This is a genomic window from Methyloversatilis sp. S146-33 (assembly GCF_059552495.1).
The window spans coordinates 1-23,329 of the sequence record NZ_JCANOT010000039.1; the positions used below are offsets into that span (position 1 = coordinate 1).

The 23,329-nt window shown below is 67.8% G+C and carries 19 protein-coding genes and 1 pseudogene; 11 read left to right on the forward strand and 9 right to left on the reverse strand.

Going from position 1 to position 23,329, the window contains the following annotated elements:
* The 8 genes and pseudogenes from AC51BJ_RS16660 to hemF all read left to right on the forward strand — a co-directional run.
* Positions 1 to 188: pseudogene (locus AC51BJ_RS16660) on the forward strand (2-polyprenyl-6-methoxyphenol hydroxylase); the annotation flags it as partial.
* A gap of 83 nt (positions 189 to 271) precedes the next feature.
* Positions 272 to 1,774, forward strand: coding sequence for an MBOAT family O-acyltransferase (locus AC51BJ_RS16665; protein ID WP_496280981.1), 1,503 nt, complete (start codon positions 272 to 274; stop codon positions 1,772 to 1,774).
* Positions 1,775 to 1,776: 2 nt separating this feature from the next.
* A complete protein-coding gene (locus AC51BJ_RS16670) occupies positions 1,777 to 2,970 on the forward strand; it encodes a hypothetical protein (protein ID WP_496280982.1) in 1,194 nt (397 codons plus the stop codon).
* Positions 2,971 to 3,080: 110 nt separating this feature from the next.
* Positions 3,081 to 4,115 (forward strand): tRNA dihydrouridine synthase DusB, encoded by a 1,035-nt coding sequence (gene dusB, locus AC51BJ_RS16675; RefSeq protein ID WP_430435078.1) that lies wholly within the window; start codon positions 3,081 to 3,083, stop codon positions 4,113 to 4,115.
* Between the two features lie 50 nt (positions 4,116 to 4,165).
* Positions 4,166 to 4,402, forward strand: coding sequence for a Fis family transcriptional regulator (locus AC51BJ_RS16680; RefSeq protein WP_019916864.1), 237 nt, complete (start codon positions 4,166 to 4,168; stop codon positions 4,400 to 4,402).
* A 54-nt stretch (positions 4,403 to 4,456) separates the two neighbouring features.
* Positions 4,457 to 6,046 carry a bifunctional phosphoribosylaminoimidazolecarboxamide formyltransferase/IMP cyclohydrolase gene (gene purH / locus AC51BJ_RS16685; protein ID WP_496280983.1) on the forward strand — a complete coding sequence of 530 codons (1,590 nt, stop codon included), beginning with the start codon at positions 4,457 to 4,459 and terminating at the stop codon, positions 6,044 to 6,046.
* Between the two features lie 34 nt (positions 6,047 to 6,080).
* Entirely contained in the window at positions 6,081 to 7,343 is a 1,263-nt protein-coding gene (gene purD / locus AC51BJ_RS16690) for a phosphoribosylamine--glycine ligase (RefSeq protein WP_304012055.1), read from the forward strand.
* Positions 7,340 to 8,263: an oxygen-dependent coproporphyrinogen oxidase gene (gene hemF, locus AC51BJ_RS16695; RefSeq protein WP_430435081.1), complete on the forward strand. Its 924-nt coding sequence runs from the start codon at positions 7,340 to 7,342 to the stop codon at positions 8,261 to 8,263. The genes purD and hemF overlap by 4 nt, the downstream gene beginning before the upstream one ends.
* A gap of 185 nt (positions 8,264 to 8,448) precedes the next feature.
* On the opposite strand, the gene AC51BJ_RS16700 is transcribed toward hemF, so the two are convergent.
* From AC51BJ_RS16700 to hemC, 7 genes are all read right to left on the reverse strand, one after another.
* Entirely contained in the window at positions 8,449 to 9,084 is a 636-nt protein-coding gene (locus AC51BJ_RS16700) for an OmpW/AlkL family protein (RefSeq protein WP_019916860.1), read from the reverse strand.
* Positions 9,085 to 9,164: 80 nt separating this feature from the next.
* Positions 9,165 to 10,172, reverse strand: a complete 1,008-nt coding sequence (locus AC51BJ_RS16705; protein ID WP_496280984.1) for a M48 family metallopeptidase — start codon at positions 10,170 to 10,172, stop codon at positions 9,165 to 9,167.
* Between the two features lies 1 nt (position 10,173).
* Positions 10,174 to 11,259 (reverse strand): YjgN family protein, encoded by a 1,086-nt coding sequence (locus tag AC51BJ_RS16710; protein WP_496280985.1) that lies wholly within the window; start codon positions 11,257 to 11,259, stop codon positions 10,174 to 10,176.
* Positions 11,260 to 11,315: 56 nt separating this feature from the next.
* Positions 11,316 to 12,479 (reverse strand): heme biosynthesis HemY N-terminal domain-containing protein, encoded by a 1,164-nt coding sequence (locus tag AC51BJ_RS16715; RefSeq protein ID WP_430435084.1) that lies wholly within the window; start codon positions 12,477 to 12,479, stop codon positions 11,316 to 11,318.
* Positions 12,479 to 13,576 carry a uroporphyrinogen-III C-methyltransferase gene (locus tag AC51BJ_RS16720; RefSeq protein WP_496280986.1) on the reverse strand — a complete coding sequence of 366 codons (1,098 nt, stop codon included), beginning with the start codon at positions 13,574 to 13,576 and terminating at the stop codon, positions 12,479 to 12,481. Before AC51BJ_RS16720 ends, AC51BJ_RS16715 begins: the two co-directional genes overlap by 1 nt.
* 4 nt (positions 13,577 to 13,580) lie before the next feature.
* Positions 13,581 to 14,378: a uroporphyrinogen-III synthase gene (locus tag AC51BJ_RS16725; RefSeq protein WP_496280987.1), complete on the reverse strand. Its 798-nt coding sequence runs from the start codon at positions 14,376 to 14,378 to the stop codon at positions 13,581 to 13,583.
* Positions 14,375 to 15,385: a hydroxymethylbilane synthase gene (gene hemC, locus AC51BJ_RS16730; RefSeq protein WP_496280988.1), complete on the reverse strand. Its 1,011-nt coding sequence runs from the start codon at positions 15,383 to 15,385 to the stop codon at positions 14,375 to 14,377. Before hemC ends, AC51BJ_RS16725 begins: the two co-directional genes overlap by 4 nt.
* 196 nt (positions 15,386 to 15,581) lie before the next feature.
* On the opposite strand from hemC, the gene ppc reads away from it, so the two are divergent.
* Complete coding sequence (gene ppc, locus AC51BJ_RS16735; protein WP_496280989.1) at positions 15,582 to 18,365, forward strand: phosphoenolpyruvate carboxylase; 2,784 nt, start codon at positions 15,582 to 15,584, stop codon at positions 18,363 to 18,365.
* 279 nt (positions 18,366 to 18,644) lie between these two features.
* Here ppc and AC51BJ_RS16740 read toward each other — a convergent pair whose 3' ends face one another.
* Both AC51BJ_RS16740 and AC51BJ_RS16745 read right to left on the reverse strand, forming a co-directional pair.
* Complete coding sequence (locus AC51BJ_RS16740; protein ID WP_496280990.1) at positions 18,645 to 19,403, reverse strand: LytR/AlgR family response regulator transcription factor; 759 nt, start codon at positions 19,401 to 19,403, stop codon at positions 18,645 to 18,647.
* Positions 19,404 to 19,405: 2 nt separating this feature from the next.
* Positions 19,406 to 20,404: a sensor histidine kinase gene (locus AC51BJ_RS16745; RefSeq protein WP_496280991.1), complete on the reverse strand. Its 999-nt coding sequence runs from the start codon at positions 20,402 to 20,404 to the stop codon at positions 19,406 to 19,408.
* A gap of 102 nt (positions 20,405 to 20,506) precedes the next feature.
* Between AC51BJ_RS16745 and argH the strand changes: the two genes are divergently transcribed.
* Together argH and AC51BJ_RS16755 are read left to right on the forward strand one after the other, a co-directional pair.
* Complete coding sequence (gene argH / locus AC51BJ_RS16750; RefSeq protein ID WP_496280992.1) at positions 20,507 to 21,943, forward strand: argininosuccinate lyase; 1,437 nt, start codon at positions 20,507 to 20,509, stop codon at positions 21,941 to 21,943.
* Positions 21,944 to 22,024: 81 nt separating this feature from the next.
* The gene (locus AC51BJ_RS16755; RefSeq protein ID WP_496280993.1) at positions 22,025 to 23,326 is read left to right on the forward strand and encodes a protein kinase domain-containing protein; all 1,302 of its coding nucleotides are present in this window, start codon (positions 22,025 to 22,027) and stop codon (positions 23,324 to 23,326) included.
* Positions 23,327 to 23,329 lie beyond the last annotated feature (3 nt).

Here is a 23,329-nt window from a genome sequence, read left to right on the forward strand (position 1 = left end):
CCGATCGCGCAGCGACTGGCGGTTTCACCGACGCGCTGGTGCGTATCTTCGGCATCGGAGCCGGCCATCCGCTGCTCGGCCCGCTCGCCGGTCACGCCCGCGGTGCCGCGCTCGCCCTGCTCGACGCCTGTCCGCCGGCGCGTCAGTTCATCGGCCGGCGCATGATGTTCGGCGCGCGCGGCTGGTAGCGCCCGCGAGGCGGTCGCAGTTCCTCGCGGCGGCCGCGACCTGCCTCTAGAATCCGCGCACACCCCACGCCCGACGGCCGCGCATGCTGTTCAATTCCTACGCCTTCCTATTCGCCTTCCTGCCCGTCGCGCTGGCGGGCTATTTCCTGCTCGGACGGCGTTCGATCACGCTGGCGGCCGGCTGGCTGGCGCTGGCGTCGCTGTTCTTCTACGGCTGGTGGGACGCGCGCTACCTGCCGCTGCTGATCGGCTCCATCCTGTTCAACTACCTGACCGGCCGCGCCATCGCAACGCGCGCCGGCACGCCGGCCGCCGGCCGCCTGCTGGCACTGGGCATCACCGCCGACCTCGCGCTGCTGGTCGGCTACAAGTACAGCGCGCTGTTCATCGACACCGCCAACCGGATGGCCGACCTGGGCCTGCCGGTGCCCGACATCGTGCTGCCGCTGGGCATTTCCTTCTTCACCTTCACGCAGATCGCCTTCCTGGTCGATGCATGGGCCGGCAAGGTGCATGAGACGCGGCTGGTCAGCTACACGTTGTTCGTCACCTATTTCCCGCACCTGATCGCCGGGCCGGTGCTGCATCACGGCGAAATGATGCCGCAGTTCGAAAAGGCCCGGAATTTCCGCCCGCATCTGAACAACTTCCTGATCGGCGGCAGCATTTTCGTGTTCGGTCTGGCGAAGAAGGTGCTGCTCGCCGACAACCTGGCGCCGCTCGCCGGCGCGGTATTCGACCGCAGCAGCGAGCCCGGTCTGCTGGTCGCCTGGGGCGGCGTGCTGGCCTATACCTTCCAGCTCTACTTCGATTTCTCCGGCTACTCGGACATGGCCATCGGCCTGTCGCGGCTGTTCGGCGTCAAGCTGCCACTCAACTTCGACTCGCCCTACAAGGCAGCCACCATTTCCGACTTCTGGCGGCGCTGGCACATGACCCTGTCGCGCTTCCTGCGCGACTACCTCTACATCCCGCTCGGCGGCAACAAGCACGGGCCGCTGCGCCGCTACGGCAACCTGATGGTGACCATGCTGCTCGGCGGTCTGTGGCACGGCGCCGGCTGGAACTTCCTGCTATGGGGCGGCCTGCACGGCGCCTATCTGTGCATCCAGCACGCCTGGTCGTCGATGTTCCGGCTGCCGCGACCGCTTGCCGTGCTGCTCACCTTCGTCGCGGTGGTGGTCGCCTGGGTGTTCTTCCGCGCCACCAGCCTGCCGGTCGCATTCGATCTGCTGGCGGGCATGGCAGGCGTACATGGCGTCGGCCTGCCGGAGGCGATCGGCCTGCGCCTCGGCCCGCTGGCGCCCGTGCTGCAGCGCCTCGGTGTCGAGTTCTATGGCGGCGGCGGGGAGCAGTTCGTCACCACCTGGATCTGGGTGACGGTCGCGGCCATCATCGCCTTCGCCTGCCCGAACACGCAACAGATCCACGCGCGTCTCAGACCGGCGATCGAGCGCGTGCGGCCGCTGCGCGGCGGTCTGCACTTCTCGCTGCGCCCGCGCTGGGCGATCGGACTGGGCCTGGCCAGCACGCTGTGCGTGCTGGCGCTGTCGCGGCCGTCCGAATTCCTCTACTTCCAGTTCTGACCATGACGCCGCGCCGCCGCTTCGCCCGCCTGTGGATGGTCACGTTGTCGCTGTCGCTGGCAGTGGTCGCACTGTTCAACGTCGTCATCGACCCGTGGGGACTCCACGGGCTGGTGCGCATCGACGGTGTGAACGCGGTCAAGATCCGTCCCGAGCGGGCGATCGGCGAACTGAAACTGGCACGCGCGCTGCGCCACCGGCCGGACGCGCTCGTCCTCGGCAACTCGCGCGCCGACATCGGCCTCGACCCGACGCACGGCACACTCGCCGCACTGGCGCAGCGCCCCTTCAATCTGGCGGAGCCGGGCGCCGCGCTGACGGCGCAGGTGCATCAGGTCGAAGCATTGCTGGCGGCCGGACATCGCCCACGTCTGCTGCTGGTCGGGCTGGAACTGTTCGATCTGCTGAACGCCGAACCGCTGCGCCGCCCCCACTGGCGGTCACGCGATGACCTGTGGGCGCAGCAGCGCGCGACGCGATTGCAGAGCGTGATCACCTTGTCAGCGCTCGGCGACAGTCTGCTCACGCTGCGCGCGCAGCGCGACCCTCACGCGGCCACGCTGCGCGACGACGGCTTCAACCCGCTGCGCGACTACGACGGCATGGCGGCGCGAGAGGGCTATGCGCCGCTGTTCCGTCAGCGCGCCACCGAGAACGCCCGTCGCATCGGTGCTCACCGCTGGCCGTCGCGGCTCGATACGACCGCCGACTTCATCGCACTGCGCCGCCTGCTCGAACTGGCCGACCAGCACGACATCCGCGTCGAGTGCTTTACCTACCCCTACCACGCGCACATCCTGGGCACGCTGCACCGGGCAGGCCTGATGGACGAAGTCGCCGCATGGAAACAGGCGCTGGCCGACACGGTTCATGCCGCCGCTGCGCAGGGTGCGAGCGTCAGGCTGTGGGATTTCGTCGCCGTCACGCCTGAAACGGCCGAAGCGGTGCCGTCGCAGGGTGACCGGCGCAGCGTCACGCGCTGGTACTGGGAGGGCGGGCACTTCAAGGCGGCGCTCGGGCATCGCATGCTGGAACGGATGCTGGGGACCCGCAGCGAGGAGGGCTTTGGCCGCGAACTGAGGCCCGAGGCGGTTGCCGACGACACGCTGGCACGCGACGTCAACGCGCTGCTGGCGACCCGCGCCGATCTGGTGGCCGACCTGGACCGCGCCTTCGCGACCGCCGGTCTGGACTGACATCCCCGGATACGCCCCACCGTCGGCGGGCTTCGCTGCAGATTTTCTCTGCGCCGCCGCATCGGGGTAGAATCGCGCCCCTGCCCGTCCGTATACCGTCCCCACCCACCATGCAGTTCGTCGGCTTCAACCTGCGGAACAACCTTTTCGTCGCGCCCATGGCCGGCGTGACCGATCGACCCTTCCGCCAGCTGTGCAAGAAGCTGGGCGCCGGACTGGCGGTATCGGAAATGGTCACGTCCAATTCCCTGCTCTACGGCAGCGCGAAGACGCAGCGCCGCGCGAACCACGACGGCGAGGTGGCACCGATTTCGGTACAGATCGCCGGCGCCGACCCGAAGATGATGGCCGACGCCGCCCGCCACAACGTGGACCGCGGCGCGCAGATCATCGACATCAATATGGGCTGTCCGGCGAAGAAGATCTGCAACGTGATGGCCGGATCGGCGCTGATGCAGGACGAGCCGCTGGTCGAGCGCATCCTCGAAGCCGTGGTCAAGGCAGTGCCGGACACCCCGGTCACGCTGAAGATGCGCACCGGCTGGAACCGCGACAACAAGAATGCACCGATGCTGGCGCGCGTGGCCGAGCAGTGCGGCATCCGCGCGCTGGCCATCCACGGCCGCACGCGCGCCGACCAGTACACCGGCCACGCCGAGTACGACACCATCCGCGCGGTGAAGGCGGCGGTGAACATTCCGGTGATCGCCAACGGCGACATCACGACGCCGCAGAAAGCACGCGAGGTGCTGACCATCAGCGGCGCCGACGGCGTCATGGTCGGCCGCGCCGCCCAGGGCCGGCCGTGGATCTTCCGCGAGATCGAACATTTCCTCGCCACCGGCGAACTGCTGGCGCCGCCCGAAGTGTCGGAAATCCATCGCGTGTGCCGCGAGCACATCGAAGACCTGTACGGCTTCTACGGCACAGAGAGCGGCGTGCGTATCGCCCGCAAGCACATATCCTGGTACACCAAGGGCCTGGTCGGCTCCGCCGCCTTCCGCCACGCGATGAACCAGCTCGAAGGCACGACCGCCCAGCTGGCGGCCATCGACGAATTCTTCGGCCGCATGGCGGCCGACAACGACAGGCTCGCCTACGAGCCGGAATCCACCGAAGACGACACGCAGGTACTGGCCGCCTGAGCGCCTGAACACGGCGCAGCATCGGGACGGACCATCAGGGAGACGCCGCCATGAGCGGACGCAGTGACATTGCCGAGTGCGTGAGGCACTCGCTGGAACGTTATTTCCGCGATCTGGATGGCGAAGCGCCGAGCGACATCTATGACATGGTGCTGCGCCAGATGGAGCGCCCCATGCTTGAGGTGGTGATGCGCGAAGCCGAAGGCAACCAGACGCGCGCCGCCGACATGCTCGGCATGAACCGCAACACGCTGCGGCGCAAGCTCACCGACCACGGCATGATCTGAGCGGCGCCCCGGCCCCGCCCCACCGAATTCCTCAACCTCCCACTGGAACGGCGCATGAAAGTACAGCGTGCATTGATCAGCGTATCCGACAAAACCGGCATCGTTGAATTCGCCACCGCCCTGACCGGGCTTGGCATCGAACTGCTGTCCACCGGCGGCACCGCATCGCTTCTGGCCAATGCCGGCCTGAAGGTGACCGAGGTGGCCGACCACACCGGCTTCCCGGAAATGCTGGATGGCCGCGTCAAGACGCTGCACCCGCGCATCCACGGCGGCCTGCTCGCCCGGCGCGAGGTCGAGGCGCACATGCAGGCGCTGGCGGAACACGACATTCCGACCATCGATCTGCTGGTGGTGAACCTGTACCCGTTCGAGGCGACGGTGGCCAAGGCCGGCTGCACGCTGGAAGACGCGATCGAGAACATCGACATCGGCGGCCCGGCCATGGTGCGTTCGGCCGCCAAGAACTGGCGCGGCGTCGGCGTGCTGACCGACGCGTCGCAGTACGCCGGCGTGCTGGACGAACTGCGCGCGAATGGCGCGCTGTCCGACGCCACCCGCTTCGCGCTGTCGGTCGCCGCCTTCAACCGCATTTCGAACTACGACGCGGCGATCAGCGACTACCTGTCGGCGCTGAACGCCGACGGCTCGCGCAACGAGTTCCCGGCGCAGTCCAACGGCCGCTTCGTCAAGATCCAGGACCTGCGCTACGGCGAGAACCCGCACCAGCGCGCCGCCTTCTACCGCGACCTCTACCCGGCCCCGGGTTCGCTGGTCAGCGCGAAACAGCTGCAGGGCAAGGAACTGTCGTACAACAACATCGCCGACGGCGACGCCGCCTGGGAATGCGTGAAAAGCTTCGACACCGGCGCCTGCGTCATCGTCAAGCACGCCAACCCGTGTGGCGTGGCGCTCGGCGCCACCCCGCTTGAGGCCTACCGCAAGGCCTTCGCCACCGACCCGACCTCGGCCTTCGGCGGCATCATCGCCTTCAACAGCACGGTCGATGCCGCCACCGCCGAAGCGGTCAGCGGCCAGTTCGTCGAAGTGCTGATGGCGCCCGCTTTCACCGCCGACGCGCTGAAGCTGCTGGCGGCCAAGGCCAATGTGCGCGTGCTGGAAATCCCGCTCGACGGCGTCGATCCGAAGGGTGCGACCGCCTGGACGCGCGGCCGCAATTCGCACGACGTGAAGCGGGTCGGCTCCGGCCTGCTGATCCAGAGCGCGGACGAACCGGAATCGCTCGAAGGCCGCCTCAAGGTGGTGACCCAGCGCGCGCCGTCCGCCCAGGAAATGACCGACCTCACCTTCGCCTGGCGTGTCGCCATGTACGTGAAGTCGAACGCCATCGTGTATTGCCGCGACGGCGCGACAGTCGGTGTCGGCGCCGGCCAGATGAGCCGCGTTGATTCGACGCGTATTGCGCGAATCAAGGCAGAGAACGCCGGTCTGACCATTGCCGGTTCGGTGGTGGCGTCGGACGCCTTCTTCCCCTTCCGCGACGGTGTGGACGTGCTGGCCGAAGCCGGTGCGAAAGCCATCATCCAGCCGGGCGGCAGCATGCGCGACGAAGAAGTGATCGCCGCCGCCGACGAGCACGGTCTGGCCATGGTGTTTACCGGCACCCGCCACTTCCGTCACTGAGCCGTATCCGCGCACGATTGAAGAAGGACGCATCATGAAACTGCTGGTCATCGGTTCGGGCGGGCGCGAACACGCCATCGCCTGGAAGCTCGCGCAGAGTCCGCGTGTGCACAAGGTCTACGTGGCGCCGGGCAATGCCGGCACCGCGCTGGAACCGAATATCGAAAACCTGCCGATCACCGATTTCGCCGAGCTGATCAGCTTCGTCGAGAACGAGAACATCGCCTTCACTGTGGTCGGCCCGGAAGCGCCGCTGGCCGCAGGCGTGGTCGACTGCTTCCGCGTGCGTGGCCTGAAGATCTTCGGCCCCACCCGCAAGGCGGCCCAGCTCGAGAGCTCGAAGGACTTCGCCAAGCAGTTCATGGTGAAGAACAACATCCCGACCGCGCATTACCAGACCTTCACCGACGCCGCCGCTGCGCGTGCCTATGTCGACGAGAAGGGCGCGCCCATCGTGATCAAGGCCGACGGCCTGGCGGCCGGCAAGGGCGTCGTGGTCGCGATGACGCTGACCGAAGCGCACGCCGCCATCGGCACCATGCTGCCGGGCGACGACGGCGGCAAGTCGCGCGTCGTGATCGAGGAATTCCTGCAAGGCGAGGAAGCCAGCTTCATCGTCATGTGCGACGGCATGAGCGCGCTGCCTCTGGCCACCAGCCAGGACCACAAACGCCTGCTTGATGGCGACGCCGGCCCCAACACCGGGGGCATGGGCGCCTATTCGCCGGCGCCGGTGGTGACGCCGGAAATCCACGCCCGCGTGATGCGCGAAGTGATCCAGCCGGTGCTGACCGGCATGGCGCTCGACGGCCTCCCCTTCACCGGCTTCCTGTACGCCGGCCTGATGATTTCGCCGGACGGCGACATCAAGGTGCTGGAATTCAACTGTCGCATGGGCGACCCGGAAACCCAGCCCATCATGATGCGACTGAAGACCGACCTGGTCGACCTGATGGAAGCCGCGCTCGACTACAAGCTGTCGGAAGCCAGTACCGACTGGGACCGCCGCGTCGCACTCGGCATCGTCATGGCAGCCGCCGGCTATCCGGACGCGCCGCGCAAGGGCGACGTGATCAACGGCCTGCCGGCCGCGACGGCGGAAGGCCACGTGTTCCACGCCGGCACCACCGAGCGTGACGGCAAGGTGGTCACCAACGGCGGCCGCGTGCTCTGCGTGACCGCGCTCGGCGACACCGTGAAGCAGGCGCAGCGCGCCGCCTACGCGCTGTGCGATCAGATCCAGTTCGACGGCGCCCAGTTCCGCCGCGACATCGGCCACCGGGCGGTGCGGCGATGAGCACGCGGGCGGAAGTGGTCCGCGCCTGGCTGCTCGATCTGCAGGACCGCATCATCGCCGGCCTGGAAACGGCGGACGGCTCGCCCTTCCTGACCGACGGCTGGGTGCGTGGCCCGGAAGAACGGCTGCAGGGTGACGGCCGCACGCGGTTGATCGAGGAAGGCAAGCTGTTCGAGCGCGGAGGCTGCAATTTCTCGCACGTGCGCGGCGACACCTTGCCGCCGTCGGCGTCGGCCAACCGCCCGGATCTCGCTGGAGCGTCGTTCGAGGCGATGGGCGTGTCGCTGGTGCTGCATCCGCGCAACCCCTACGTGCCGACCGTGCACCTGAACGTGCGCTTCTTCACCGCGCAGCCGAAGAGCGGCGACGCGGTGTGGTGGTTCGGCGGCGGCATGGATCTGACGCCATACTACGGCGTCGAAGAGGATGCAGCCCACTTCCACCGTAGCTGCCGCGACGCGCTGGCGCCTTTCGGCACCGACACCTGGGCGCGCTACAAGAAGTGGTGCGACGATTATTTCTACCTGAAGCACCGCAAGGAAGCGCGCGGCATCGGCGGCGTGTTCTTCGACGATCTGGGTGCCGACGGCGAAGTGAGCTTCGACCACGCCTATGGGCTGACGCAGGCGGTCGGCAACGCCTTCCTCGACGCTTACCTGCCCATCGTCGAACGCCGCCGCGACACGCCCTACGGTGAGCGCGAACGCGATTTCCAGGCTTACCGGCGCGGCCGCTACGTCGAATTCAACCTGGTGTTCGACCGCGGCACGCTGTTCGGCCTGCAGTCTGGCGGGCGCACCGAATCCATCCTGATGTCGATGCCGCCGGTGGTGAAATGGCGCTACGACTGGCACCCCGCCGACGGCTCGCCGGAAGCGAAGCTCTACACCGATTTCCTCCCGCCGCGGGACTGGGTATAGCAGACGTTCGCGAAGCCTTGCTTCGCGCCTGCGGAGCCGGTCGCTCGTCAGTCCTGCGCGAGCTCAGCCCGAGAGCCAAAAAAACGGGCACCTCAAGGGTGCCCGAACCGGGACTGCAGGAAGAACCTTTGGCTTGCCCGCCGGCCTTCAGGCTTGTGGCCCTCGACCGGCGAACCCGCTCAAACTCAGAAGCGATAACCGATACCGACCGAGTACAGCATCGGGTCGATGCCCAGCTTGGTCACCTTGGCGCCGCCAGCGCCCTTGATGAAGATGTCGGTGTCGATCGCGACGTACTTGACGTCGAAGTTCAGGAACCACTTCGGCGCGATCTGCACGTCGGCGCCCACCTGTGCCGCCCAACCGAAGCTGCTGCGGTCGATGCGCAGCGGCACGCTGCCGCCGAGAACGGTGCCGGCATCCAGATCGACGCTGGAGAAGCGCGTGTAGTTCAGGCCAAGACCGGCGTAGGGGCGAATCTGACCTTCCGGATTGAAGTGGTACTGCAGCGTCAGCGTCGGCGGCAGGTGCTTGACCGAACCGATGCCCACACCGCCCAGTTCCACGTCATGCTTCTGCGGATAGGTCAGGATCAGCTCGGCTGCGATGTTCTTGGTAAAGAAGTAGGTGATGTCGATTTCCGGGAACACCTTGTTCTCGGCTTCGACATCGATCGGCAGGCCCAGACCACCCGAATTGTCGTTATCGGGGTTCATGTACAGCGCACGTGCGCGCACCATCCAGTTGCCTTCGTCAGCCGCGTTGGCCACACCTGCCACGGCAGCCAGTGCTGCCACACCCACCCACTTGATCGCCTTCATTTTTACGTGCTCCAGAGGATTTAAACCGCATTCAGTGACGGCAGTATCCTCAAGAGCTGAAAACCCCACGTTGACCAAGGTCAATCGGCGGTGAAGTCTCCACGGCGGAGCTTTTCGATACGTTGTGCGCTATCCGGATGGCTTGAAAGCCACCCTGCAGACGTGTCATTGTCGCGCGCGCCATGCGCGCGGGCGAGGCGTTCGAGCATGTCGGCCAGCAGCGCCGGCGAGCGGCCCTGACTGCGCAGCGCGCGCGCCGCGTAGGCGTCGGCTTCCAGTTCCATGTCCCGCGAGTAGCCCGACTGCAGCAGCACGGTCGGCGCCATCGCCAGCAGGCTGCTCACGTCACCGGCATACCAGGTCATGAACAGCGCGACGGCCGACCCCTGCAGCACCATGCGCATGCCATGCATGCGTTCGACGTGCCCGAGTTCGTGCATCAGTACCGCCAGCACCTGTTCGTCATCGTCGGCCAGCGCGACCAGTTGGTCAGTGACGATGAGCGAGCCGTCGGGCAGCGCAAATGCGTTGGCACCGACCGACCCGCCCGAGCGGAACAACAGCGTGTGCGGCAGCGCGCTGCGCGCTGCGAGCGCCGAGCGCAACTGCTGCTGGCGCGCCTCGTCGAGTTTGCTCGGCGCCAGCAGGCGGTCGTCCAGCAATTCGAGCGCCTGCTGCGACATGGCCGCCACCACCGGCTGCGGCACGTGCGGCGCCGCCATACCGGCCGCCCAGGGCAAGCCATAGCGCGCGCCCAGCCAGACGATGAGGATCAGCGCTGCGACGGCACCGAGCACGACGCGTGCATCGAAGGCCCAGCGCACCGTCGCACGGTCGCGATGACCGCTGGCGTCGAGCAGCAGCGCCAGCGCGGCGTGATCCCGCACCTCGACATGCGCGCCGTCGGCGAAGGTGATCAGCCGCGGCGCCGACCCCATGGGCTCGGACAGGCGCAGCGTCGACAGCGGCTCGCGGCGTATGACGCCTTCAGCCTGCACCTGCAGCGCGTCACCGTCGAGCACGATGGTCGCCGCATGCGCCCGCGCGCTGACACCGTCGAAATACAGGGCCGCCACCGCTGACGGCATGTCAGAGTGCGATGTCGACATCGAACAGATCGGCCGCCTCCTCGCCAGTCGCCGCCACGTCCTGCGACTGACCGGCGACGAAGTCGTCGAGCGGACCGGCGCTGATCATCGTGACGCTCTCGATCCGGTAGCGCGCGAGGCGTATCGCGGCGAAGGGCATGAACAGACCGAAGGTGCACACGATGGCGATCAGGTTGGTCAGCGTGATCGCGTACAGCGTGCGGGCACGGGCACGCGACTCGAAGCGATGCGGGCCGAGTCGCGTGTTGTTCCACACCACATTCTGCAGGCGTGCAAGCAGATAGGGCTGGACCAGCATGAGCACGGCCAGCCAGCCGAGAAACAGAAGTATCGGCAGCATGGACATGGTTTCCGGCCCGCCGCCACTCAGCGCGAAGAGACCCACCATCATTGCCCCCATTACGAGCAGGCCTGCCAGAAGGAGCAGGAAGAGGACGCCGTACATCCTGTAGAAGGCGGACACCGGCACATCCAGATGGAAACGCGTGGTGCCAAAGCGTGCATTGTCGATCTGATAGCGCTTCATGCGCTGGTGCCACATCGGCGCCAGCAGGTTGAGCGTCAGTACGGACAGCAGCGGCCACATCAGGAAGACCGAGTAAGCGCCTCTCTCGTCGCCATCGAAGGCGAAGCGCAGGCCACGCCAACTCGTATTGCGGGCGCGGAACTTCAGCGAACGCATGAGCAGTATCGGCATCACGGCCGCCAGCACGATGGCGACCGCAATGCCGAGGTAGAGCGAGAACTCGAATGACAGGTTGTAGGCGACCAGCAGGATGACGCCGATCACCCGCCCTTTCAGGATGGCGCGCGGATCGCCGTGGTAGTCGAAGGCCGCACCGCCCAGCGTGGTATGGCGATGGAAGTACTGCAGCCGCCGGACCTTGGCCCAGGCGGAGTAGATGCCCAGCGTGACGATGCTGAGCAGCAGGTTCACGATCCAGATGCCGAAGTACTCGGCGCCGCGGCCGGAGAACACGAGGGCCTCCGCGTGCGGCGCGCCGGACGGCCCGAAGGGGTCGGCAGGCGGCTGCGCAGCGACGTCACTTTCGAAGGGATTGTTCATGTCATGTCCGCGCCGATGATCACGCGCGGATCATGACATAGGCACAGCGGCGAGGTTCACTTCATCAGTGCCGCAGCGCGGAAATGTGCCCGAGCATCGTCAGGTCGCTCCAGGTGTTCGGCCAGCAACGCCAGTTCGACATGGACGATGCGCGACGGCTGCACCGCCAGCGCCGCTTCGAGATAGCTCTGTGCCTTGCCCCACAGCTGCTGCGTGCGGCACAGGCGGCCGAGTGCCAGCAGCAGTTCGGCGTCGTCCGGGTGGTCGCGCAGCCAGGCCTCCGCCCGGGCGATGCGCGCCAGCGCGTCGCCGCCGTCGGAGTGCGCATAGAGCGTCATCAGCGACGATTCCCAGCCGCGCTCGATCTGCGCCTCGATCAGCTTGCGCGCCTGCGCGAACTGGCCGGCCGCGACCAGCGCCTCGCACATCGCGCGTACGACCTGCGCGTCCTCGCGCTCGACCGACGGCAGGCTCTTCCAGTAGGCATCCAGTTCCGCCGGATCGATGTCGTGCAGCGCCCCCATATGCGCCTGGCGACGTACCGGCGCCGCCTGTTCCGGCGTCAGTGCACGGTGCTTCTGCAGCAGACGCACCACACGCAGCAGGCCGCCCCAATCGCCGAGGCCACGGCGGGCGCGCATCGCCAGCCGCAGTGCGGCGACGTGGCGCTGACCGCCGGACTGCAGCACGTCGATGCGCTCCAGCGCGTCACCGTATTCGCGGCGGTCGGTCAGGATGTCGGCTTCGGTCATCAGGCGAGCGGTGCGCAGATCATCGAACCGCTCGGCCTGGCGCAGCCACTCGTCGGCCTGCACCTGTTCGCGCATCGCGTGCGCCGCGCGGGCGCCGATCAGCGCAGCCAGCCCGGGCGATTCGCCGCCCTCGACCGCCACCCGCGCGCTGCGCTGCGCGTGGCCGTAGCGGCCCTCGAAGTAGAGCCGTGCCGCGTCGCGCAGCGCGGTCACCGCACGATGACGGCGCTGACGGGCGCGATAGCGCGCGGCGCGCGCCGGCATGCGCATCAGGCCGTCGATGAAGTGGAACAGGCTGTACAGCAGCGCGACACCGAGCAGCAGCGTGACGATGAACAGGTTCAGCGACAGCTCGACGCGCCACGGGGACCACTGGATCAGCACGAAGCCGTCGTTGTGGCGGGCGGCGATGACCAGACCGACGGCCAGTGCACACAGGCCGAGCAGCCACAGCAGCAGGCGCACCATCAGCGCTTCTCCTCGCGCGAGACAGTCGGGCGCTGACGCTGCGCCTTCAGCTGCGCCAGCGCACTCATCGATTCATTCAGCCCGGGCAATGCCTCGCCCGGATCGACTGCCGCCAGCTGGCGCAGCGTGACCAGCGCGTTTTCGGTCTGGCGGGCGCGGGTGTCGTAGTAGCGCTCGATCCACTCACGCGCCAGCCGGATGTCCTCGCGCCAGACGGCACCGTTGCGCTGAAGCAGCGCAACGCGCGCGTTGATCAGCCGCAGCTTCAAGTTCTCGCGCAGGAAGAAGCTGTGCTCCGGCGACAGCAGCGCCGGGTCGGGGCGGTCCAGACGTTCGATGCGCACCAGCTGGCGCACCTCCTCCCACACCGCCCGCGCCAGCCGTTCGGCCTGCGTCGGCGCCGCCCCCTTGTCGTCGCCGGGCGCTGCTGTCGACGCACCCCGGGCCGGCGAGCGCTCGAAGGCGAGCGGCAGCCCGTCGACGACCGCCAGCAGGGTGTCGATGCGCAGTGCCTGGCCGGACAGATCGGCCATCGGCGCGCGGCGCAGTCGCTCCATGTCGTTCGCCATGGCACGGCGCAGCGGCAGGTAGCGGCCGGTATCGACGCGCGCCAGCCGCGCTTCGGCGCCGGACAGCGCACTGAGCGCGAGCTTGGCGTCGCCGGCCAACTGCAGCTGCTGCTGGCCCAGCACCAGCGCGTGCTCGACCTCGGCCAGCACGCGTTCGTCGTAACTGCGCACCAGGTCGTCGGCCAGATACTCATAGGCGTCGATGCGTGCCCGCAGTTCGGCGAGCTGCACTTCCTGACTGCTCAGCCGCGTGCCGTAGCCCGCGATGCCAGCGGCCTCCTGTTCGGTCGCGCGGGTGGCCTGCGCCGCCTGTTCGCCGACCACCTCGACCCGCCGATGCAGTTCCGACTCCAGCGCACGCATGCGCTGCAGCATCAGGAAGCTCGCCACGCCGAGCGCGACCAGCAACAGCAGCGACAGGCCCAGCGCCCACAGTGGAACGACGCCCTCGCGCTTCGACGACGCCGGCTGGGAGGCGACTTCGCCGACAGGGGTGACAGGGGTATTCGGGGGTGTCTGCTCGCTCATGTCGTCAGTGAAGGTCGCGCGACGGCGACGAAAAGTAATCGGTCAGACCGGCCATCAGGCCGGCATCGGCGGGATCGGTTTCGATCACGCGGGCGAAGCCCTGTTCGCGTGCCTGCTCGGCAATGCGCGCGTGTGGCGCGAACAGCGGCAGCGCGCGCAGCGCGTCGGCGCAGTCCAGGCCGGGCAGCGCCAGCAGATTGCGCAGCGACTCCGACGAGGTGATGGTCAGCGCGTGCAGTGCGTCGCCTCGTACGGCCTCGCACAGTGGCGCGCCATCGCGCGGCGGCACGCGCCGGTAGCAGGTGATGTGTTCGACCGTCGCGCCGCGCGCGCGCAGCGTGTCGCCGAGCAGTTCGCGCCCGCCGTCGCCGCGGAAGATGAGCACCCGGCGCCCGGCCAGCGCGGCAGCCGACAGTTCGGGCAGCGCCAGCAGCGCCTCGGAATCGTAGCGGCCCTGATGCGGCACGATCACGCGGGCGATGCCGCGCGCACGCAGCGCCTGCGCCGACTGTTCGCCCACCGTGGCGGCCGGCAAAGCTGCCGGCCAAGCACGCCGCGGCAGGATCAGGTCGAGTGCATGGTTGACCGCGTTGGCACTGACGAACACCGCAAGTGCCGCATCGTCCAGCGTCGCCGCGGCCGCTGTCACCGCTGCGGTATCAGCCAGCGGCTCGATGTCGATCAGCGGAAATTCGAGCGGATGGCCGCCGGCCGCGCGTATCGCGTCGCTGAGCGCAGCCGCCTGCGCACGCGGGCGGCTGACCAGCACGCCGCGTCCGCTCAGCGCGCCGCGCGGATTCATCGTCCGGCCAGATCGTCGAGGATGGCCTGTGCGCCGTCCGCCAGCAGGGCCTCGACACAGACGGCAGCCAGTTCATCCGGCTGCGCGATATTGCCGCGCGCCTCGGCCATCGCGATGCGCGAGCCATCGGGCATCGCGACGCGCGCGCGCAGCCACAGCGCGCCACCATCGAGCACGCAGTAGGCGGCCAGCGGCACTTCGCAGGAGCCGGCCAGCGCGCGCGACACCGAACGTTCGGCGCGGACGCAGGCTTCGCTGGTGCCGCACACCAGCGGCGCCAGCCAGGCCGCCACTTCCGGCCGCGACGACAGCGCCTCGATGCCGAGCGCGCCCTGACCGGCTGCCGGCAGCGACAGTTCGACCGGCAGCAGCGAGCGGATGCGATCACCCAGACCGAGCCGCTTGAGGCCAGCCGCGGCGAGGATGATCGCGTCGTACTGGCCCTCGTCGAGCTTGCGCAGGCGGGTATCCAGATTGCCGCGCAGGCTGCTCACCGCGAGATAGGGGAAGTTCGCTCGCAGTTGCGACTCGCGCCGCAGGCTGGAGGTACCGACCACGGCACCCGGCGGCAGTTCGTCGAGACTGGCGTAGCGCGACGACACGAAGGCGTCCTGCGGCACTTCGCGCTCCAGCGTGGCGACCAGCGCGAACTCGTCAGCCAGCGTCATCGGGACGTCCTTCATCGAATGCACGGCCAGGTCGGCGCGGCCTTCGAGCAAGGCGGTTTCCAGTTCCTTGACGAACAGCCCCTTGCCGCCGACCTTGGCCAGCGGCCGGTCAAGAATCTGGTCGCCGCGCGTGGTCATGCCGAGGATGTCGACGATCGTACCCGGGTACAGCGATGACAGTCTGTCACGCACGTGTTCCGCCTGCCACATGGCGAGCCGCGACTCGCGCGATGCGATCACGATGCGCCCGGGCTTCGGGTAAGCTTGGGTTTCCTGCTGCGGTACCGACTGCGCGCGATCCGCCGCAATGAGGTCCGCCGGGCCGGCCGGATGATCCATATGGAAAATAGGCGTGTGGTGATCAGTTAGGTGAACACACCGCGCGCCAGCGTGAGCGAGTGCCTACAGGCAGCGCGCGAATCGGCCCGAATTCTAGCAGCCCCGGATGGAACATCGCATCGCCTCGGCCAGAGCAGGCCGGCGGCGCGCATGAATCAGACACTCATTCAGGACCCTCTTCGAGGAAGGATTGCCAGTGAATCAACAGGCCCAGACGCCGGTTGCGGTGCACGATCGCGCCACGCACGACAAAGACCAGCCGCTGTTCGACGACATCCGCCTGCTCGGCCGCATGCTGGGCGACGTGGTGCGCGAGCAGGAAGGCAGCCGCATGTTCGAACTGATCGAGAACGTTCGCCAGCTGTGCGTGCGCTTCCGCCGCAACGACGACCTCGACGCGCGCGCCGAACTGGCCAAGCTGCTGAATGGCCTGTCGGACGACGACACCATCATCGTTGTACGCGCCTTCAGCTATTTCCTGCATCTGGCCAACATCGCCGAGGACCAGCACCATATCCGCCGCGCCCGCGCCCATGCCATCGCTGGTGACCCGCCGCGCCCGGGCACGCTGGCCAACGCGCTCGCCAAGGCGCTCGATGCCCAGATCCCGGCCGAGGAAATCCTCGCCTTCTTCCGCGACGGCCTGGTGGTGCCGGTGCTGACCGCGCATCCGACCGAGGTGCAGCGCAAGAGCATCCTCAGCCAGGAAATGAAGATCGCCCGCCTCATCGACGAGCGCGACCGCATGCGGCTGACGCCGGAAGAGCTGGAAGAGCGCGACGAGGCGGTACGCCGCACCATCACCTCGCTGTGGCAGACGCGCATGCTGCGGCGCACCCGGCTGTCGGTGGCCGACGAGGTGATCAACGGCCTGTCGTTCTACGACTACACCTTCCTGCGCGAACTGCCGCGCGTCTACAACGCGGTCGAGGACCAGCTCGAAGCGGCCTTTCCCGAACACAAGCGCGAAATCGGCAGCTTCCTGCGCATGGGCTCGTGGATAGGCGGCGACCGCGACGGCAATCCTTTCGTCACCGCCGACGTGCTGCGCGCGACGCTACGCGTGCAGTCGTCCAAGGCTCTGGATTACTACCTGACCCAGGTGCACATCCTGGACACCGACCTGTCGCCGACCACGCTGCTGAACAACGTCAGCGACGAACTGCGCGTGCTGGCCGCCACCGCACCCGACAAGTCGCCGCACCGCGAGGACGAGCTATACCGCCGCGCGCTGGCCGGCATCTACGCCCGCCTGGCGGTCACCGCTCGCACGCTGGACCAGCATGAGGCGCTGTGGAAGGCGGTCGGCGACGCCGACCCCTACACGGATGCCGCCGAATTCGTGCGCGACCTCGACGTGATCCACGATTCGCTGGTCAGCCACAAGTCGGCGCTGATCGCGCGCGGCCGGCTGCGCCGCCTGCGCCACGCCGCGCGCGTGTTCGGCTTCCATCTGGCGGCACTCGATCTGCGCCAGAACTCCGACGTGCACGAGCGCGTGATCGCCGAACTGCTGGCCAACGCGCACGTCTGCAACAACTACCTCGAACTGCGCGAAGAGCAGCGCATCGAGGTGCTGATCAACGAGCTGGGCACGCCGCGTCCGCTGACCGCGCCCTTCATGCAGTTCTCGGCCGAAACCGAGGGCGAACTGGCGATCGCGCGCACGGCCGCCGAAATGCACAAGCTGTACGGCGAAGCGGCGCTGCCGAACTACATCATTTCGAAGACCGACGGCGTGTCCGACATGCTGGAAGTCGCGCTCATCCTGAAGGAAGTCGGCCTGCTCAACGTGCACGAGCGGCAGGCAGCGATGAACATCATCCCGCTGTTCGAAACCATCGGCGACCTGCGCAACGCGCCGCGCATCATGGACCGCCTGTTCACGATTCCGATCTGGCGCGTGCTGCTGGATGCCCGCGCGCTCACGCAGGAAGTGATGCTGGGCTATTCCGATTCGAACAAGGACGGCGGTTTCCTGACCTCCGGCTGGGAGCTGTACAAGGCGGAAACCAAGCTGGTGCAGGTGTTCAAGCGCCACGGCGTGCGGCTGCGCCTGTTCCATGGCCGCGGCGGCTCGGTCGGTCGCGGCGGCGGCCCCAGCTTCCAGGCCATCCTGGCGCAGCCGGGCGGCGCGGTGCAGGGGCAGATCCGCATCACCGAACAGGGCGAAGTGATCGCCTCCAAGTACTCCAATCCGGACGTCGGTCGACGCAATCTGGAAGTGCTGGCCGCAGCCACCTTCGAAGCGACGCTGCTGGGCAAGCGCGAAGCCGCCGCACCGCCGGAGTTCACCGACGCGATGGAAGAACTGTCGGGCTACGCCTTCAAGGCCTACCGCAATCTGGTCTATGAAACCCCGGGTTTCGAGAAGTACTTCTGGGAGTCGACCGTCATCACCGAGATCGCCGAGCTGAACATCGGCTCGCGCCCGGCCTCACGCAAGAAGGGGCAGAAGATCGAGGACCTGCGCGCCATCCCGTGGGTGTTCTCGTGGTCGCAGTGCCGGCTCATGCTGCCCGGCTGGTTCGGCTTCGGTTCGGCAGTGAACGAGTACCGCGCCCAGCACGCCGACGGCATGGCGCGACTGCAGGCCATGGTGCACGAGTGGCCCTTCTTCGCCACGCTCATTTCCAATATGGACATGGTGCTGTCGAAGACCGACATCGCGATCGCGAGCCGCTACGCCGAACTGGTCGAGGACGAGGCGCTGCGCACCGCCATCTTCACGCGCATCCGCGCCGAATGGCAGGCCACGCTGGACGCCGTACGCCAGATCACCGGCGCGCAGGAACTGCTGTCGACCAACCCGCTGCTCGCGCGCTCGATCCGCAACCGCTTCCCCTACATCGAGCCGCTGAACCACCTGCAGGTCGAACTGCTGCGCCGCTTCCGCGCCGGCAACCGCCACGAACGCACCCGCCGGTCCATCCACCTGACCATCAACGGCGTCGCAGCCGCACTGCGGAATAGTGGGTGATGAGGTGAGGGTTTCGCCGAGCACTGCTCGGCGCTCACCGAATGGGTCGGCCATGCAGGGCCGACTTCCGTAGTTTCTGTTCCGGCGAGCACTGCTCGCCGCCCATCGAACCGTTTTGCCATGCAGGGCAAACCGTGAGTAGATCGGGGGGTTCGCGAAGCACTGCTTCGCGCCCGCGGAACCGGTCGGCCATGCAGGGCCGACCGTGGTTGATGAGGTGAGGCTTTCGCCGAGCACTGCTCGGCGCTTACCGAATGAGTCGGAGCTTGCCTTCCGTCCTCAGCCCCGTTCCGTCCCCCGGATGTCGGCAAACTCCGCCCTAACCTGCGCCCACTGCCGCCGGCTCACTGGCAGGCGTTCGTCCAGCCCCTTCAGCACGACCGCCCAGTGTCCCTCGGCGCCGTCGCGCACGTGCTCGAAGCCGATCACGGCGTCGCGCGCAACCAGACAGTTGCGGTGGATGCGCACGAAGCGTCGGGCGAATTCCTGTTCCAGTGCGGCGAGCGCTTCTTCCAGCAGGTATTCGCGCGCGGCGGTACGCGCGGTCACGTATTTCAGTTCGGCGCGCAGATAGAGGATGTCGGCCACGGGCAGCAGCAGGATGCGACCGCGTTCGCTGCACGACAGCTGGGTGCGCCCCGCCTCCACCGGCTGCACCCGTCGCTCGGGTACCCGGCGCAGCGCGTCGAGCAGCCGGTTCGCGCGCACCGGCTTCATCAGGTAGTCGACCGCCTGCAGTTCGAAGGCGCGCACCGCATACTGATCGTAGGCGGTGCAGAACACGAGTACCGGCGGCCGCGGCAGTGCCGCCAGGCGGGTCGCCAGTTCGACACCATCCATGCCGGGCATGCGGATGTCGACCAACGCAACGTCGGCCTGATCGTCGGCCGCCAGCGCGGACAGACGTTCCAGCGCCTCCTGTCCGTTCGCCGCCTCGCCGACCACCCGGTTCGGCAGTTCGTCCGCGATGTCGGACAGCAGCGCGCGCAGGCGCAGGCGGGCCGGGGCTTCGTCGTCGGCGATGAACACGCGCAGCACGCTCAGCCCCCCACCCGGTACGGAAAGCGGATGCGCACGCGGTATAGCCCGTCCTGCTCGCCCGCCTCCAGTTGCGCTTCAAGATCGAAGAACAGCATCAGCCGCTCGCGGATATTGTCCAGCGCCATCCGGTTTCCGCTGCCATGACCGGTAGCACCGTCGCGCGACGGCGCCGGATTGTCGATCTCGACCACCACGTCGCCACCGGCCCGCTGCACGCTCACCCTGACCTCGCCGTTGCCGGCCAGCGGCTCGACGCCGTGATACACCGCGTTCTCCAGCAGCGGCTGCAGCATCAGCGGCGGTACCCGTGCGTCGGCCGGGCAGCCGTCGGTCTGCCAGCGCACGCTCAGTCGCTCGCCCAGGCGCAGCGTCTCCAGTGCGATGTACTGGCGACACAGCGCCAGCTCGTCACCCAACGTGACCAGATCGCGGTTCTCGCGCATCAGCACGCGGAACAGGTCGGACAGTTCCTCCAGCGCGCGCTCGGCCCGGCGCGGGTCCTCGCGCATGATGCCGAGCACCGCATTCAGGCTGTTGAACAGGAAGTGCGGCCGGATGCGCGCCGACAGCGCCATCAGCCGCGCCTGAGCGATGGCCGGGCCGAGCGCGCGCTCCTGCACGGTGAAATAGGTCATCGCGGCAGCGGCCGCCAGCAGCGCCCACATCGCCTCGCGCACCGGCCAGGACGGTACCGAGTCGACGTCCCAGCCGCCGAGCGCGGTCGTCGCGAGCACGCTGCCGAGCGCGACCAGCCCGGTCAGCGCCCAGCCGCTGCGCGCGCGGAGCCTGGCGAACAACGGCGCCATCAGATAGAGCAGCAGCAGCGACAGAATCAGCGCCGGCTCGACCCGTGCCGCCATTTCCGCCGCATCGAGCGGCAGCGCGTCCCAGCTGCGGTTGCGCGCCAGCAGTGCCAGCGCAGCCAGCGCGTTGACCAGCAGCACGGTGCGCAGCATCACGCCGAGATTGCGCCAGTCGGGTGCGCGCGCCGGCCTCACGTCAGCCCCTGCGCCGGGCGCACGCCGGCCGGCGCGTCGGGCTTTGCGCCCCGCTGGCCTATAATTGACGGTTTCCCGCAGCGTGCCGAACTTCTTTCCATCATGAGCGCATCTTCGCAGTCCGAGCCGACCAAGGCGTGGTCGGGCCGTTTTTCCGAGCCCGTGTCCGATCTGGTGAAGCGTTATACCGCTTCGGTGTTCTTCGACCAACGCATGTGGCGGCAGGACATCCGCGGCTCGCTGGCCCATGCCGCCATGCTGGCAAAGCAGGGCATCATCGCGCAAGCCGATCTCGACGCCATCCGCTCGGGCATGGCACAGATCACGCAGGAAATCGAAGCCGGCCAGTTCGACTGGAATCTCGACGACGAGGACGTGCACCTCAATATAGAGAAGCGCCTGACCGCACTGGTCGGCGACGCCGGCAAGCGCCTGCACACCGGCCGCAGCCGCAACGACCAGGTGGCGACCGACATCCGGCTGTGGCTGCGCGACGCGATCGACACCATTCTCGCGCTGATCGCCGACTTCCAGCGCGCCGTGCTCGACCTGGCCGAACACCACGCCGCCACGCCGCTGCCTGGCTTCACCCACCTGCAGGTGGCGCAGCCGGTCACCTTCGGCCACCACCTGATGGCCTATTTCGAAATGCTGCGGCGTGACGCCGAGCGCTTCGCCGACTGCCGCAAGCGCACCAACCGGCTGCCGCTCGGCTCCGCCGCGCTGGCTGGCACCACCTTCCCGATCGACCGCGAATTCGTCGCCGCCGAACTGGGTTTCGACGAAGTGTGCTTCAACTCGCTGGACGCGGTGTCCGACCGCGACTTCGCGATCGAATTCTGCGCCGCCAGCAGCCTGCTGATGACCCACCTGTCGCGCCTGTCGGAAGAGCTCATCCTGTGGATGAGCCCGCGCGTCGGTTTCATCGACCTGGCGGACCGCTTCTGCACCGGCTCGTCCATCATGCCGCAGAAGAAGAACCCGGACGTACCGGAGCTGGTGCGCGGCAAGACCGGCCGCGTGAATGGCAGCCTGGTCGCGCTGCTCACGCTGATGAAGGGCCAGCCGCTGGCCTACAACAAGGACAACCAGGAAGACAAGGAACCGCTGTTCGACACCGCCGACACGGTGATCGACACGCTGCGCATCTACGCCGACATGATGGGCAGCAGCACCGCCGCCGACGGCAGCAAGGTGTTCAACGTGCGGGTCAAGGCCGAGGCAATGAAAAGCGCGCTGCGCCAGGGCTACGCCACCGCCACCGACCTGGCCGACTGGCTGGTCAAGCGCGGCCTGCCCTTCCGCGACGCGCACGAGGCAGTCGCCCGCGCAGTGAGGCTGGCCGAGCAGAAGGGCTGCGACGTGTCCGACCTCACGCTGGACGAGCTCAAGTCCTTCTCGCCGCTGGTCGATGAATCGGTGTTCGCGGTTCTGACGGTCGAAGGTTCGCTGTCCGCCCGCAACCACATCGGCGGCACCGCACCGGAGCAGGTGCGCGCCGCCATCGGCCGCGCTCGCGCGCGGCTGGCGACCGGCTAAACGGGAGAAACCGCTTGAAACCGACAGGCATCACACGCACCGGAGCGACCGCGCGACGCCTGTCACCGGCCCCACGCTGACATGGACCTGCTCGGCAAGTACCGCATCCTGCGCCTGCTCGGCGAAGGCGCCACGTCCAAGGTATTCCTCGCGCACGACCCTTTCGGACGGCGCGACGTGGCGATCAAGATCGTTGCCCGCGGCGACGACACTGGCGCCAGCGGCAGCAAGTCCGAGCGCTATCAGCGCAAGTTCTTCGTCGCCGAGGCCTCGCTGGCGGGCAAGCTCACGCACCCGCACATCGTGCATATCTACGACGCGGTCGCCGACGCCGACCCGGCCTACATCGTGATGGAGTATGTACCGGGCGGCACGCTGGAGCCGTATATCTCGGCCGACCGGTTGCTGCCGGTCGGCGACGTGCTGGAAATCATCTTCAAGTGCACGCGCGCGCTCGACTTCGCGTGGCGGCTGGGCGTCATCCACCGCGACCTGAAGCCGGCCAACATCATGCGCGTCGAGGACGGCGCAGCGGTCGGCGGCACCAATGTAAAGGTGTCGGACTTCGGCGCCGCGATGTCGGTATCGGCCACCGAAACCCAGGTGTCGGGCGTCGGCTCGCCGGCCTACATGAGTCCGCAGCAGATCAAGGAACACCCGCTCAATCACCAGACCGACATCTTTTCGCTCGGCGTGGTGATGTACCAGCTGCTGACAGGCCAGCTGCCTTTCCAGGGCAGCAATAACTTCAGCATGATGTACCAGATCACCCACGCCGATCCGGTGCCGCCGTCGGCACTGCGGCCGGAGTTGCCGCCTGTGCTGGACGGCATCGTGATGCGCGCGCTGCAGAAATCGCTGGACGACCGCTACCCGAGCTGGGACGCCTTCTCGTTCGACCTCGCCGAAGCTTTCCGCACCGAGGCGCAGCGCGACCACGGCAACCGCATCGCCGACAGCGAGAAATTCAACTCGCTGCGCCGGCTCGCCTTCTTCCGCGATTTTTCCGACGTCGAACTGTGGGAGGTGGTGCGTCTGGGCGAATGGCACCGCGTGGCCGGCGGCCAGATGCTGCTGCGCGAGGGCGACCCGGGCGACGGTTTCTTCATCATCGCGGAAGGCGAAGTGAAGGTGACCAAGGGACGCAAGCTGCTCAACGTGCTGTCGGCCGGCGAATGCGTCGGCGAGATGGCCTGGCTGACGCCGGAGCGCGGCACCCGCGGCGCCGACGTGTCCACGCTGTCCGAGGCGGTGGTGATCCACCTCGCCAACGCGGCACTCGAACACGCGTCGGAAGCGTGCCGCCACCGCTTCGACCGCGCCTTCCTGCGCATCCTGGTCGAGCGGCTGTCGCTGGCCAACCAGCGCCTGACCGGTGTCTGAGCG

Bases quoted from the DNA above. Each gene is read 5' to 3' on its own strand.
- AC51BJ_RS16665 (WP_496280981.1), top strand. From the start codon at position 272: ATGCTGTTCAATTCCTACGCCTTCCTATTCGCCTTCCTGCCCGTCGCG.
- AC51BJ_RS16670 (WP_496280982.1), top strand. From the start codon at position 1,777: ATGACGCCGCGCCGCCGCTTCGCCCGCCTGTGGATGGTCACGTTGTCG.
- dusB (WP_430435078.1), top strand. From the start codon at position 3,081: ATGCAGTTCGTCGGCTTCAACCTGCGGAACAACCTTTTCGTCGCGCCC.
- AC51BJ_RS16680 (WP_019916864.1), top strand. From the start codon at position 4,166: ATGAGCGGACGCAGTGACATTGCCGAGTGCGTGAGGCACTCGCTGGAA.
- purH (WP_496280983.1), top strand. From the start codon at position 4,457: ATGAAAGTACAGCGTGCATTGATCAGCGTATCCGACAAAACCGGCATC.
- purD (WP_304012055.1), top strand. From the start codon at position 6,081: ATGAAACTGCTGGTCATCGGTTCGGGCGGGCGCGAACACGCCATCGCC.
- hemF (WP_430435081.1), top strand. From the start codon at position 7,340: ATGAGCACGCGGGCGGAAGTGGTCCGCGCCTGGCTGCTCGATCTGCAG.
- AC51BJ_RS16700 (WP_019916860.1), bottom strand. From the start codon at position 9,084: ATGAAGGCGATCAAGTGGGTGGGTGTGGCAGCACTGGCTGCCGTGGCA.
- AC51BJ_RS16705 (WP_496280984.1), bottom strand. From the start codon at position 10,172: ATGCCGTCAGCGGTGGCGGCCCTGTATTTCGACGGTGTCAGCGCGCGG.
- AC51BJ_RS16710 (WP_496280985.1), bottom strand. From the start codon at position 11,259: ATGAACAATCCCTTCGAAAGTGACGTCGCTGCGCAGCCGCCTGCCGAC.
- AC51BJ_RS16715 (WP_430435084.1), bottom strand. From the start codon at position 12,479: ATGGTGCGCCTGCTGCTGTGGCTGCTCGGCCTGTGTGCACTGGCCGTC.
- AC51BJ_RS16720 (WP_496280986.1), bottom strand. From the start codon at position 13,576: ATGAGCGAGCAGACACCCCCGAATACCCCTGTCACCCCTGTCGGCGAA.
- AC51BJ_RS16725 (WP_496280987.1), bottom strand. From the start codon at position 14,378: ATGAATCCGCGCGGCGCGCTGAGCGGACGCGGCGTGCTGGTCAGCCGC.
- hemC (WP_496280988.1), bottom strand. From the start codon at position 15,385: ATGGATCATCCGGCCGGCCCGGCGGACCTCATTGCGGCGGATCGCGCG.
- argH (WP_496280992.1), top strand. From the start codon at position 20,507: ATGAGCGCATCTTCGCAGTCCGAGCCGACCAAGGCGTGGTCGGGCCGT.
- AC51BJ_RS16755 (WP_496280993.1), top strand. From the start codon at position 22,025: ATGGACCTGCTCGGCAAGTACCGCATCCTGCGCCTGCTCGGCGAAGGC.